Origin of the sequence: Proteus sp. PR00208 (genome assembly GCF_016238545.1) — a bacterium.
In the GTDB taxonomy this organism is placed as follows: Bacteria; Pseudomonadota; Gammaproteobacteria; order Enterobacterales; family Enterobacteriaceae; genus Proteus.
On the sequence record NZ_JAEHQE010000015.1, the window covers coordinates 68,576 to 82,714 of the forward strand.

Genomic DNA, 14,139 nt, shown 5'->3' on the forward strand with positions numbered 1-14,139 from the left:
AGATAACCTCTCGCTCTCTTTTTCTCATAATAATAAATACATTTACTCTCGGGGGATTTATGTCTCACACACTCGCTTTACCTGAAAAAAAGAGGCGGGATCCCATATTTTTATGGATCCTAATTGCATGGATGGCATTTGCGTTACTGCCATCATGGAGCCTTGACTACGGTCTTTTAGACTCAACAGCAGATGAATTGCTCACCTCTTATGGCTGGAGTAGCCTAAATATCAGTTGGCTCTGGTTTTTATTACCGAGTTTACTGCTATTTCGCCCATTAACTGCACCTAAACGTGAAAATCGCTCTCGCCACTATTTTGATGCAGGTTTTGCCCTATTTTGTGCATTTATTACGATAGTCAGTGCAACCCTTGAAGGACGTGGCTTAGGTTATTCTGCGATCATCCTTTTTATTTCTCTGGGAATGATCATGAAAACCGCCTTAACACGCCTTGAATGGCTGGGCGGTGATAGCTTTGTTATCGGCTCTTTGATAGCTGTTGTTGCACTGATTGGCGCCTTTATTATCTTCCCTAGTATCGCTATTTTTATTCCGATGTTTAAAGATAGCGCGGGCAATTTTGCACCTTTTGAGTTTATCGCGATTTTAAGCCAAGCCCATATAGTGCAAGTGATGCTTAACTCAATTGTGCTTTCTATTGCTGTGGGGATAGGTTGTACTTTCTTTGGTTTAATACTGGCCATTTATACGTCACGTATTGCGGTGCGCTCTGCCATTATCGGCCGTGTATTTTCTATCTTACCTATTGTTACACCACCTTTTGTTGTCGGTTTAGGGGTGACGTTAATGATGGGACGTTCGGGTTATGTGACAGAGTTTCTGGCCACTTACGCAGGACTTGAAAATACCAACTGGTTATATGGCTTTACAGGGATTTGGTTGGCGCAAGTGCTCGCCTTTACCCCTATGTCATTTATGATTTTAGATGGCGCCATTAAAACCATTCATCCTTCATTAGAAGAAGCCTCTTACACCTTAAGAGCAAACCGTTATCAAACTTTCTTTAACGTCTTTATGCCGTTGCTTAAACCTGCGTTAGCCAATGCGTTTTTAATTGTAATTGTGCAATCTCTTGCTGACTTTAGTAATCCGTTAGTTTTAGGAGGCAACTTTGACGTTATCGCCACACAAATTTATTTCTATATCACAGGCTCTCAGCTTGATTATCAATCAGCCAGTACATTAGGCGCATCACTGTTAGTTTTCTCACTATTAGTGTTCTGTGTGCAGTATATGTGGATTGGTAAACGCTCTTACGTCACGGTATCAGGTAAATCTTATCGCGGTGATGTTCAACCTCTTCCATCGTCACTGATCGCATTTGTGACTACTGTTTTAGGTATTTGGGTTGTCTTTAATATCCTGCTCTATGGCAGTATTTTCTACGGTAGCTTTACCGTTAACTGGGGAGTTGATTACACCTTAACACTCGATAATTTTATCAAATTATTTGGTCAAGGAATGAGTGACGGTGCATGGCCTTCATTATTAGATACCTTGTTATATGCGGGTATCGCCGCGCCGATCACGGCAATTCTCGGACTATTAATTGCCTATATCGTGGTGCGCCAAGACTTTAAAGGTAAAAAAAGTATCGAGTTCACAACCATGCTTTGTTTTGCCGTACCAGGAACCGTCGCAGGTGTCTCTTATATTCTTGCGTTTAACGACTCGCCTTTCTATTTAACGGGAACGGCGGCAATTGTGATTATCTCTATGACAATGCGTAACGTGCCTGTGGGAATACGTGCGGGTATTGCGGGATTAGGGCAAATTGATAAATCGCTTGATGAAGCTTCTCTAAGTTTAAGAGCGAACTCAATGAGAACCATTTTCTATGTGCTGTTACCGTTATTACGCCCTGCTATTTTATCTGCGCTGATTTATAGCTTTGTGCGTGCGATAACGACAGTCAGTGCCATCGTTTTCCTTGTTACACCAGATACACGCGTTGCAACCGCTTATATTTTAAACCGCGTTGAAGATGGTGAATACGGCGTCGCAATTGCCTACGGCTCGATTTTAATCGTCGTGATGTTGGCAATTATTTTCTTATTTGACTATTTGATTGGCGAAGCCCGTGTTTCACGCTCTAAAGCCAAAAATGCACAGTAATACGGAGTATAAATCATGACACAACAACATTTCGTTGAACTGAAAAATGTAATTAAGCGTTTTGGCACTAACACGGTGATTGAAGATCTCAGTTTGTCTATTCCACAAGGCAAAATGGTTTCATTATTAGGGCCTTCAGGTTGCGGTAAAACAACCGTATTACGTTTAGTGGCAGGGTTAGAAAAACCGACAGAAGGCAAAATTTTTATCGATGGCGAAGATGTTACCGACCGTTCGATCCAGCAACGCGACATCTGTATGGTGTTTCAGTCTTATGCCCTTTTCCCTCATATGTCGTTGGGCGAAAATATTGGCTATGGCTTAAAAATGCTGGGGCGTCCTAAGGCTGAAATCAAACAACGTGTTTCTGAAGCCTTAGAGCTGGTGGATTTAGCAGGCTTTGAAGACCGTTTTGTTGACCAAATTTCAGGTGGTCAACAACAACGTGTTGCATTAGCTCGCGCCTTAATTTTGAAACCTAAAGTGCTGCTTTTTGATGAACCATTGAGTAACCTTGATGCTAACTTACGTCGTAGTATGAGAGAGAAAATTCGTGAATTACAACAACAGTTTAATATCACGTCTCTTTATGTCACTCATGACCAAAGTGAAGCATTTGCAGTTTCTGATATGGTTTTAGTGATGAATAAAGGCAAGATAATGCAATTAGGTTCACCACAAAATCTTTATCGCCAACCCGCATCTGAATTTATGGCAAGCTTTATGGGAGATGCAAACTTATTCCCAGCCACATTGGGCGCTGATTATGTTGATATTTTCCAATATCGCCTACCAAAACCAGATACATTTAATACGACTAAAACCGAAGTTAGAGTTGGAGTTAGACCAGAAGCGATTACCTTATCTCAACAAGGCGATGTCTGTCAGCAATGTAAAATAGTGCATGTGGCTTACATGGGACCACAATATGAAGTCACGGTAGAATGGCAAAATCAAACCTTGCTATTACAAGTCAATGCCACACAGCTTCAGCCGAATGTAGGTGACAGTTATTATCTGCAAATTCACCCTTATGGTATGTTTATCCTAGAATAAGCGTCTTTATCTTATTTATCTTAAAGGCACCTTTGAGGTGCCTTTTTTCATCTCTTCTCCCTCTTTCAGAGAAAATGTTTTTATATATAAATTACAATAACTTATAAAATTTTTATCATTTTGAAAAAATCACCACTTGCTAATGATAATTATATTTACTTACAATATTTACAAAATGTTATGTTATAACATTATAAAATAAAGGAGGTAAGTAAAATGAAAAAATCTGTTTTTAGTTACACAACGCTTTTTATTTCAATAAGTTATTCATTATTTGCAAACGCAAACACCACAACGAAATCAGAAGAAAAACCACAAAATGAGGTATTAAAGGTTTATTCAACGCCTTTACAAACACCACAAGAAAAAATGGCAACACCCGTTGCTGTCATTACACAAGAAGAGTTACGCGCTAATCGTAGTGCATCTATTGCTGAAACATTGACATCTCTACCCGGTTTTCATGCCAGTTTTTTTGGTGGAGGCTCAGTGCATCCCGTTATTCGTGGGATGTCAGGCAACCGAGTAAAAGTATTGCACAGTGGTAGTGATCTTATGGATGTATCGTCGATTGGTGCAGATCACGCAATCACGAGCGAACCTTTTTTAAGCCAGCGTATTGAAGTATTAAAAGGATCTTCAGCATTACTTTATGGAGGAGGCACAATCGGTGGCGCCATTAATGTTATTGATAGCAAAATTCCTATGTCAGTGCCTGAAAAAGGTTACGATGGCGAATTACATTATCAATATGATTCTGTTTCTAAAGGAAATACCGGTGCAGCAGGTTTGACATTAGGGCAAGATAATTTAGCTCTGCGTATTGAAGGCACGAAACGTTACCAAAGTAACTACAAACAACCCGAGCCATTACATCAAGGGGAAGCAAGCCGCTTAGCTGGTTCTTATCAAGATAACCAATCTGCAAATATCGGTGCATCATGGATCTTTGATGAGGGTTATATTGGAATTGGCTATGGTGAGCAACATCGCCGATATGGATTACCTGGTCATACTCATTTTCATGATCATGAGGAGGAGCATCATCACGCCCCTACTCACCCACCTTTAGTTGGTCATCATCATCATGATCACAATCATGAATACCCTGATGAACAACATGAGCATGGCATTCCCTATATTATTATGGAGAGTAAACGATGGGATCTTCGTGGTGAAAAAAGTAACCCATTTGCCGGTATTGAATCGGTACGTTTCAGTGCGGCCAGAACCCATTATCATCATGATGAAAAAGAAGATCATGAAGTTAGTACCCAATTTAAAAACAAAGGAGATGAATTAAGATTTTCTTTCACACATCAACCTATTTTAGGCTGGCATGGTGTTATTGGCGGGCAATTTAATCAACGTGATTTTAGTGCTTATGGAGAAGAGGCTTATGTACCGTCAACAAAAACAAAAAATCACTCACTCTTTTTATTAGAAGAATACCAATTCGGCGATTTTCGCTATGAATTAGGTTTTCGCCAAGAGTGGCAATCACTGTTAAATAGAGAAACTCAAAAAAACAATAAACAGAGTGCATCTTCGATTTCTGCTGGATTAGCGTGGAATTTTACACAAGATTATTTTTTAAATTTATCACTATCACACACGAAAAGATTACCTGTTGCAGAAGAGCTTTACGCGAATGGTGTTCATGCTGCAAGTCGAACTATTGAAAAAGGCGATCCTAATTTAACCGCAGAGACGGCAAATAATATTGATATTGGGATAACTAAAGTAACAGGTGATATTCAATTCAATATTAGTACCTATTATAACCATATTGATAATTATATTTATGGCAAGTTTACTGGCGCTGAATTAAATAATGGATATCGACCATTACAATACGTACAACATGATGCTCAATTCAAAGGTGTAGAAGGTAATATTGACTATTACTATCACCAAGATAGCTTAATTGGTATTTCTGGTGATTATGTCAGAGCAAATTTACTGCATAATAAAGGAAATATTCCAAGGATCCCCGCTTATCGATTAAGCGTTTATATTAAACATAGTTTAACAGAAAATCTAAATGGGCAAATTCGGGTTGATCACTTTGGAAAACAGAATAAAACAGCCGAATATGAAACGCCAACAGCATCTTATAATACAGTTAGCTTAGGTAGTGAATATATTGGCTATTTAGATAATACCAATTATACCTTGTATGCCAAAGTTAATAATATCTTTGATGCAAAAGGGAAAGACAGTACCTCTTATATTAAAGATGAAATGTATTTACCAGGTCGTAATATCATATTAGGCACTACTCTTACATTCTAAGTATAAAAAATAATTATGAAAAAAAGTAAATTCTCTATTATTTTACTTATGCTTTTGTCGTCTCCTTTATATGGAAAAGAGAATAATGAAGATAAAAGCAAAGGAAAAGAAATACCAAACGATGTTATTACTGTTAAAGCAACATCAATAAAAAACAAAGAGACTTTCTCTTCATTGTTACTGAATAATCGGGAAGAGATAAAAGGAAAACAACTTGAACAAATAAAGTCCAATACCATTGGTAATACCGTTTCAAAAGTCGCAGGAGTACAAGCAGAAGGTTTTGGCCCTAATGCCGCAAGACCCGTTATTCGTAGCATGTCTGGAAATAGAGTGGGTATTTTAGTCAATAATCTTCCTATTAATGATGTTTCATTTATTAGTGGAAATATGCCTATTCCCATTGATATGAACAGAATTAATGAAATATCGATCAGTAAAAACTCTGAAGCACTACTTTATGGTGGTAGTAGCAGTGGTGGTGCAATTCATTTGTGGGATGATAGGATAATGACACAGTTGCCTGAAAAAGCGATTTCAGGCGCCGTGACATTTAATGGAAGTACCAATAACGGTAATGGTGGATCAGCAAATATTAAATTCAGTAATGAAGAAAACTGGGTTTTTAATATTTCAGGTGCCACTAAACGAGTTACTAGATATAAAATTCCAACACATTCTAAAGCAGCACCGTGTTATAGCTATCAACAACTAAAAAGTCACTTTGCGTTACGTGATCAATGCCAAGTTGATATGAAAGTGTTTACCAGCCGTAATCCTGAAGCTTACCCTTACATTAGTGAGTTTTGGAAAAAATACAAAGTTGAATATGAATTAAGCGAAGATGATAAATATACTTTTAAAGATAAAGATTATTTTTCAGGTATTGGTTATGTTGATAATGAAGCTAACTCACAATATAAACCCGGCAGTCCCACATCCATTGAACATGTAACACCGCCTAAGCATTATGTTGAAAATAATAATAAAGAAATTCCTAATAGCTTTTTAAAAAGCCAAAGTGGTAATGCATCACTCTCTTATATTGAAGATGATGGTTATTTAGGCCTATCTATTACTGATTTTCAAACATCTTATGGTGTACCAGGATATGCTTATCTCACGTCGAAAACGACACGAGAAATGTACAAACCTATTTCAGTTTCAAACCATAATCGACGAATAGATATACAAGGAAAACATTATCACTTAACGCCATTTTTCAGAGACAGCGCTTTTTATTACTCTTATTCTGAATCGAAAGATGAGGAGTTGGTCGGTCAAATTGCATCATCGGTATTTAACACTAAAAGCCATCAATTAGCGATAGAAACTGCACATACTCCGCTATTTAATCGGCTTAATGGTGCTGTCGGAATTAACGGTAATTATCGTGATCTGAAAACGTCTGGCTATGATGCTTATTTACCAAGTGTATTGACCAAAGAGTATGGAATATATTGGGTTGAGTCGTTAAATTTATCTCCTTTTGAAATTACTGCGGGATACCGTAAAGGCTATACCCATCATCATCTAAATATTCCCGATAATTATAATAGCGGTCGAGGACAAGGTTCAAATCTGCAAAATCGTCATTTTGATACCAGTGCAAATACATTAGCCTTATCTTTTACACCAATTGATGAATGGACATTAAAGCTACAAAAAAATATTTCTTATCGTGCTCCTGAAATTAATGAACTTTATACACATGGTCCCCACTATGCTTATTTAATTGAAGAACAAGGAAACAGTAAATTTAATACAGAAAAAAGTAAGAGCATTGAATTATCATCCATTATTGAGATTGGTAATTTTTCTAATAAACTCAATCTGTATAAAACTGACTATAGCGATTTTAAGTTTAGACGCTTAACGGGCGTAAGTCGTGGTGGCGTTACAGTAATGGAATGGGATGAAACTGATCTTGAAACAAAAGGTTTAGAATACGAATTTAAATATTTATATGAAATGCCTCACGACCATAATCTTACATTCACACTATTTGGTGATTTTGTTGAAAACAGAAGTAAAAGAAAGCTCTTTATTGCAGGTAATTATTTGCCTAATCTTCCCAATGAAAAACATGGTATTAGCCTTAATTATCAGCATGAAGAGTTAACCGCATTTAGTACTGCGACTTACTATAAAAAACAAAAAGAAAGTGGTGGATTAATGTATGGTGGGGATATTACTTTTCCTTCTTACACATTAGTTGATGCAGGAATTGGCAAAAAATATCATCTTGATAAATTAGATGTTTCTGTTGATTTTATTATTAATAATCTCACCAATACAGAAGCAAGACCCGCTTCTTCTCAGTTGAAATATTTAGCCCCTTTGCCAGGTAGAAATTATGGAGTGAATATCAAAATTGATTTTTAATATTTTCTAATTTAGCAAGATATAAAGTAAGCGAGGCACCCAATGGGTGCCTCTTTTTTATAATAATACTACGACATTTTCCCCTGGTGTGACATCCTGGTGTGAATGTTTGAGGTAATGCTTGGTGTAGCATATTGCTACGTTTTTATTGTTTTAGAAAAATACTTGTACTACTCCCTTTATTTTTTGAGAAGCTATCAGAACAAAAGCTGATAACCTCCGTTCTCTCTCTATTTTCCTTGAGCGAGATATTTTTGCATTTCATCTGCTGGAACCATACCACCACCAGTAGCCCATACTAAATGCGTTGCATTTTGCATTTTTTGACTGTCTAGTGATAATCCTTGCAGATAATCTTTAGCTTGAGTGACATGTACAGCACCTGTCATTCCAGCTAAAGCCGAAGGTTCTAACTTAATCCCTTCTTCTTTATTTAATAAACTGAGTAAGTCATAAAGCTCTTGGTCATCAATAGTGTAATAACCATCAATTAAGCGCTCCATTGCTCGACCAACAAAGCCTGATGCACGACCGACAGCAAGACCATCAGCCGCAGTTACGTTATCGATACCAATCTCTTGTACAGAGATGCCTTCATGTAATTGGGTATAAACACCCAATAACATACAAGGTGAGTGCGTTGGCTCTGCAAATAAGCAGTGTACGGCATCCCCAAATGCCAGTTTTAGCCCAAATGCAACACCACCAGGGCCACCACCGACACCACAAGGCAGGTAAACAAACAGAGGATGCTCACTATCAACACGAACACCTTGCTCTTCAAATTGGCGTTTTAAACGTAATCCCGCTACCGCATAACCCAAAAATAATGTTTTTGAGTTTTCATCATCGATAAAGAAACAGTTAGGATCTTTCTCTGCTTCTTTGCGGCCTTCTTCTACCGCAATGCTGTAATCTTGTTCATATTCAACAACATTAACGCCATGAGAACGTAATTTATCTTTCTTCCACTGACGTGCATCAGCAGACATATGAACACTCACACTAAAGCCTAATTTCGCACTCATGATCCCAATAGACATACCTAAGTTGCCTGTTGAGCCAACAGCAATGCTGTATTGGCTAAAGAATTCACGAAATTTATCAGAAAATAATTTTTCATAATTATCGTCTGTGCTCAACAATCCCGCGTTTATCGCTAATTTCTCAGCATGAGTCAGTACTTCATAAATCCCACCACGCGCTTTAATTGAGCCAGAAATAGGTAAATGACTGTCCTTTTTCAAACGCAATTGACCGCTAATGGACGTGTTATAACGCTTTTCAAGTGCGACTTTCATTTTAGGAATATCAACCACTTCTGATTCGATAATTCCTTGAGTAACAGCCGTTTCTGGAAATGCTTTAGCTAAATAAGGTGCAAAACGTTGTAATCTCGCTTGTGCGACAATTACGTCATCTTGCGTTAAACCAACATATGGAAGTCCCTGGTCAGTGGTGGTCACTTTTGGGTTAAACCAAACCACTTCTTTTAAGTCCACTAAGTCACGAACTAGTGGAAAATTGCTTGTTAATTTATTTATATCTATATGGTTCATAGTCGTTCTCTTTTATATGACAAAAGAAAGCATAAATGTACCGCCTAGTGCGACAAAGGAGGCAATAAAGGTCGCGACACTGTAAAAACGAAAAGTTTCACTTAAAGTTGCATTACAATACTGTTTCACTAACCAAAACAGTGAGTCTGTGACGATGGTACAACCAATAGCACCTGAACCAATTGCTAATGTAATAATTTCAGGGCTAATGTCTGGGTATAAAGGCATTAGTGGTGCAACAATTGCAGTCGCGCCCATCATTGCAACAGTTGCAGAACCAACAGCAGCATGAAGGATAATGGCGACTAACCAAGCCAATAAAATAGGATGCATATCTAAGTTAGAAAGAATTAACGCTAAAGATTCACTTAAACCACTACCTTTTAAAATGCCATTAAAAGCACCACCCGCACCAATAATTAATAAGATGTTGGCAATAGAGCTAAAGCTATCTTCTGTTTTCTTCAATAACGTATTCATGCCCATATTACGGCGAATACCTAGAATATAATAAGCAACAAAGGCAGCAATAAACATCGCAGTAATTGGGTTACCAATAAACTGTAATGCAGTATAAAGCGATGTTCCCTTTGTCATATTTAATTCTGCTGCTGTTTTTATCAACATCAGAACAATAGGCAGTAATACAGTAAAGAGAGTGGCACCTAATGAAGGTAAATCTTTTTCTTCACGAATTTCCATATCAGAAAATTCTTCAGGTACTGTTTTAAATGGTAAGCGTTCACCTAATATTTTTAAGAATAAAGGACCACCCACTAAAGATGCGACTAAACCAACTGCAAGACCCGCAACAATAACGGTTCCCATATCTGCCCCTAATTCATTAGTCACGAATAATGCAGCAGGATGAGGAGGAACAATACAGTGAACAGCCATTAATGCTGTACATAATGGAATAGCTAATTTTAATAATGAAGTATTTGTTTTTTTCGCAATAGAGAAAGCAAGAGGGATCAGTAATACCACACCCACTTCAACAAAGAGTGTAATACCACAAATAAGACCAACCAATACCATAATAACGTCTGGAGATAACCAACGGCATTTTTGTAATGTAATACCGATGCGTTCTGCGGCACCTGATATTTCCATCATCTTACCAAGAATAGTTCCTAAACCGATAATTGCTGCTAAAAATCCTAACGTACCACCAATACCGTTTTCAATCGCATTTACCATTTCTAAAGGATTCATCTTCATAGCAGTACCCACAAAGAAGCTTGCCAATAGTAAGGCTAAAAACGGATGAAACTTAAGTTTTATTATAGTAAAAACAATGAGCAAGATACTAATTATAAGAGTACCTAGCACCCATAACGTTGAATCCATATATCCATCCCAAATATTTTATTTATTGTTAATCATATTGAATATTAATCATTCGGCACTTACAAATGATGAAAATTTACACTAAGATGAAATCAATTAACTCAAATAAGTGACACAATGCACAAATAATCACATTATGATAAGTAGCAGCATGGTATTTCATCTTAACATTAGCTTGATTGTTAACCTACGTTACTATTAACAACAAAACGAGAATAAAAGAATGTTTGAATCTTCTAGCGTGATTTTAAGAAATAAACGATTATCTAGTTATCAATTAGCAAGACTTCACACTTTTGAAGCAACAGGTCGCCACCTTTCATTCGCTTTAGCAGCAGAAGAACTGTCCTTAACGCCAAGTGCTATTAGTCATCGTATTAATACGTTAGAAGAAGAATTAGGTATCAAGCTATTTGACCGCTTTCATCGCCGAATAGAGTTAACAGAAGAAGGTGAACGAATTTATTGGGCGCTTAAAAAAACGCTAGAAGATATTAACCAAGAAATTTTAGATATTCATAACCAAGAAGTCTCAGGCATTCTCACCGTTTATTCACGACCTTCTATTGCCCAATGTTGGCTAGTTCCTCTTATTTCAGATTTTACTGAACGTTATCCCTCTATTGAATTAAATCTACTCACAGGAAATGATGATATTAACTTTCGAGGTTATGGCATTGATCTGGCGATTTATTTTGATGATAAACAACTACAAAATCTTTATTGCGAAGATTTAATTTCAGAATCTATTATTCCCGTATGTAGCCCTGAATATGCTAAAAAACATGAGCTTATTGGTAATATTCATCATCTATCCAATTGCACCTTACTGCATGATAGGCAAGCTTGGAGTAATAACTCTGATTTCGACGAATGGCGAGCTTGGAGTGAATATATGGGGCTTTCACTTTTTCCTAATCGTAGCAATATCTGTTTTGACCGCTCTGATCTTGCTGTTATTGCTGCGGTTAACCACTCAGGAGTGGCGATGGGAAGAAAACGTTTAGTGCAAAAACAACTGGCTAATAAAGAATTAATTATTCCTTTTGATAATAGTGAGCTTTTTTGTGCTCAGCGTTATTACCTCGTCACTCGAAATGAAAAAAATAATGCTAAAGTACAGCTTTTCATTCAGTGGCTGAAAAAACAAATCAAGGAAAGAATGTAATTTTCTAAGGAAAATCCGATGAAAGAGATGACCTTTTCAACACAACAGATCGTCGCTATTGCAAAATATGCAGGTTTAATCGTCGCAAATAGAAAACATATCACTGAGAATATTCTTTATTAAAATAAACCCGCCAATTAGGCGGGTCTATCGTTTATTAATTCTAAACGTCTATGATCTTATTTAGCTAGAAAGTGTTTATCTTCAATCACAATTAAAGGTTCAATATCACTCTCTTTTTTAATAACTAGAGTTGGGTCTGAACGTAAACAACAACCGCCATAATGCCCGCCCACTGTAAAGGTGCAAACTTGGATATAACGATTTGCCACTTTTGGTAAACACCATAATTCTTGGTAAATATTTTCTTGATGATCAAACTGACCACTGGTTTCATCTAACACATTATCTTTATGATCGACTAAACCAATGTTACTACCACAACGACCTGCAATCGGTTTAACCGCATAACCACTTTGTGCAAGACGAGGTGTCACTGTGAAATCAGTATCTAACAAATAAGGATTATCAGGGAACAATTGCCATAAAATAGGTAGAATCGCTTTATTACTAGGAATAAGTGTCCAAAGAGGTTCAAAAACGGTAATTTCAGGACGTAAAAGCACATCGACCAAGCGGACTTCGCCTTCAGGATGCCCAGTACGAATAGGGATCAGTGCTTGTTGTTCACTCTCTTCTCTTAGTTGGTCTAATGCTGTTTCCCAAGCCCATGTTTTCCAAACACATTCAACAACCCGCTTGTCTGCATCAATCAATTGACCACGACTATTCCAATGAAGTTCATCTAATCCACGTAGAATTTTACTGTTATAACCTGCTTGATTCAGTGATTGTTGCATAAAGAGAGCGTGATAATCTTCTTCACTATCATCATCTTGAAGAATATGCACAAAAGGTTTTGCATCACAGTGTTTCCAAGCATCCGCTAATGCATCAAGTAAGCGTTCACCAGGGTTAAAACCCTCTTTAATTCCACCTTTCTGTGCCCATTTCTCGATGATTAAGCCAGCTTCGGTATGGCAAGAGGCAGAGTCAGCATTATATTCATAAACTTTGACACCACGTTCATCCATACAAAAATCTAATCGTCCCGTGATCATTTGATGGCGTCTGTTTTGCCATGACAAACGAATACGAGGCCACAACACTTCAGGAATATCGAATAAACGCAGTAGATTATCGTCTTTCAACACTTTTTCAGTTGCATGCAAATACATCAAATGCATTTCATTACTTGCACGAATAAGTTCCTGCTCTGCACTTTCTGAAATGGTGAAATATTCATAGCTATCTTGATTGATGATATGACCGTGTTGTGCGACGACATACGCTTTTTCTAGCGGTGAACTTTCATCTAACCATTTGCCATCCAACTGGCCTTTATTCTCAAGTTTTTCCGCATGAATGGCTAACAGTTCAGGCGCAATTTTAGGTTGAGGAAGGCTATAAGCATTAGGCTCTGTTTGGATCATCCAACCTAATAGAGTTGTATTATCAAAAGCATCTTGAATAAAGTAACCATTATCCGTCACTTTAAGCGGTAATTCTCGAGTCCACTGTTGCCCAGCAGGTAATCGAGTGTGGATAACATTTTGTTCCGCAATACGAATTTTATCTTCAAGCACTTCAGTAATAACCGCAACATGCCCTGTTACTTTAAACTCACCACCTTCTTGCCAAATCAGCAAAGCACCCACTGCTGGCGACTGTTTACTACCATTGGCAAAGGCTTGTAATGGCAATATATCGTCATTTATGGTTTTGCGTAAAAAACGCAGCGAGAATATCTCATAAGCCATTCCCACATCAGTAAATACAGTTCCATAATGTAAATAGAGAAAACGGCGAGCAAACTCAACACACTGCCACTTATGCCCCATATATTCATTACCAATATAACTACGGAATGAATCATTAGCGGCATAGTCTTCTTTATCAATACTGCTGTAATCTGAAGAGTAAATCGCGACACCACCAGGCGCATAGCCTAGCAATGTTCCAAATGGTTCATGACGAATGATATCTTTTACATTCATAATCTCGACCTTGACGATAAATAGATAATTACCCTGCAATACTTATAATTTGCCTAAGTATTATAGATAACAATCTTAACGCCGTAGACTATTAGATGTGAATGTAATTTTATAAATAAAAATAAAATGAA

Annotated in this window: 8 protein-coding genes; 5 read left to right on the top strand and 3 right to left on the bottom strand. The window is 37.3% G+C overall.

Annotated features, from left to right (window positions below):
- Positions 1 to 59 precede the first annotated feature (59 nt).
- The 4 genes from JEP36_RS11560 (at position 60) to JEP36_RS11575 (ending at position 7,874) form a co-directional block, all read left to right on the top strand.
- Complete coding sequence (locus JEP36_RS11560) at positions 60 to 2,138, top strand: ABC transporter permease (protein WP_198619402.1); 2,079 nt, start codon at positions 60 to 62, stop codon at positions 2,136 to 2,138.
- Positions 2,139 to 2,153: 15 nt separating this feature from the next.
- Positions 2,154 to 3,194, top strand: a complete 1,041-nt coding sequence (fbpC, locus tag JEP36_RS11565; protein WP_109371582.1) for a ferric ABC transporter ATP-binding protein — start codon at positions 2,154 to 2,156, stop codon at positions 3,192 to 3,194.
- A gap of 216 nt (positions 3,195 to 3,410) precedes the next feature.
- Entirely contained in the window at positions 3,411 to 5,489 is a 2,079-nt protein-coding gene (locus JEP36_RS11570; protein WP_198630217.1) for a TonB-dependent receptor domain-containing protein, read from the top strand.
- Between the two features lie 15 nt (positions 5,490 to 5,504).
- The gene (locus JEP36_RS11575) at positions 5,505 to 7,874 is read left to right on the top strand and encodes a TonB-dependent receptor (protein WP_109371586.1); all 2,370 of its coding nucleotides are present in this window, start codon (positions 5,505 to 5,507) and stop codon (positions 7,872 to 7,874) included.
- A gap of 230 nt (positions 7,875 to 8,104) precedes the next feature.
- On the opposite strand, the gene JEP36_RS11580 is transcribed toward JEP36_RS11575, so the two are convergent.
- Positions 8,105 to 9,433 carry a D-serine ammonia-lyase gene (locus JEP36_RS11580; RefSeq protein ID WP_198630218.1) on the bottom strand — a complete coding sequence of 443 codons (1,329 nt, stop codon included), beginning with the start codon at positions 9,431 to 9,433 and terminating at the stop codon, positions 8,105 to 8,107.
- 12 nt (positions 9,434 to 9,445) lie between these two features.
- A complete protein-coding gene (gene dsdX / locus JEP36_RS11585) occupies positions 9,446 to 10,783 on the bottom strand; it encodes a D-serine transporter DsdX (protein ID WP_160230020.1) in 1,338 nt (445 codons plus the stop codon).
- A gap of 223 nt (positions 10,784 to 11,006) precedes the next feature.
- Here dsdX and dsdC point away from each other — a divergent pair, with 223 nt between their 5' ends.
- Positions 11,007 to 11,951, top strand: coding sequence for a DNA-binding transcriptional regulator DsdC (dsdC, locus tag JEP36_RS11590; protein WP_109371592.1), 945 nt, complete (start codon positions 11,007 to 11,009; stop codon positions 11,949 to 11,951).
- Between the two features lie 179 nt (positions 11,952 to 12,130).
- On the opposite strand, the gene gss is transcribed toward dsdC, so the two are convergent.
- Positions 12,131 to 14,008 carry a bifunctional glutathionylspermidine amidase/synthase gene (gene gss / locus JEP36_RS11595; RefSeq protein ID WP_198630219.1) on the bottom strand — a complete coding sequence of 626 codons (1,878 nt, stop codon included), beginning with the start codon at positions 14,006 to 14,008 and terminating at the stop codon, positions 12,131 to 12,133.
- Between the last annotated feature and the right edge of the window lie 131 nt (positions 14,009 to 14,139).

Bases quoted from the DNA above. Each gene is read 5' to 3' on its own strand.
- dsdC (WP_109371592.1), top strand. From the start codon at position 11,007: ATGTTTGAATCTTCTAGCGTGATTTTAAGAAATAAACGATTATCTAGT.
- JEP36_RS11575 (WP_109371586.1), top strand. From the start codon at position 5,505: ATGAAAAAAAGTAAATTCTCTATTATTTTACTTATGCTTTTGTCGTCT.
- dsdX (WP_160230020.1), bottom strand. From the start codon at position 10,783: ATGGATTCAACGTTATGGGTGCTAGGTACTCTTATAATTAGTATCTTG.
- gss (WP_198630219.1), bottom strand. From the start codon at position 14,008: ATGAATGTAAAAGATATCATTCGTCATGAACCATTTGGAACATTGCTA.
- JEP36_RS11560 (WP_198619402.1), top strand. From the start codon at position 60: ATGTCTCACACACTCGCTTTACCTGAAAAAAAGAGGCGGGATCCCATA.
- JEP36_RS11580 (WP_198630218.1), bottom strand. From the start codon at position 9,433: ATGAACCATATAGATATAAATAAATTAACAAGCAATTTTCCACTAGTT.
- fbpC (WP_109371582.1), top strand. From the start codon at position 2,154: ATGACACAACAACATTTCGTTGAACTGAAAAATGTAATTAAGCGTTTT.
- JEP36_RS11570 (WP_198630217.1), top strand. From the start codon at position 3,411: ATGAAAAAATCTGTTTTTAGTTACACAACGCTTTTTATTTCAATAAGT.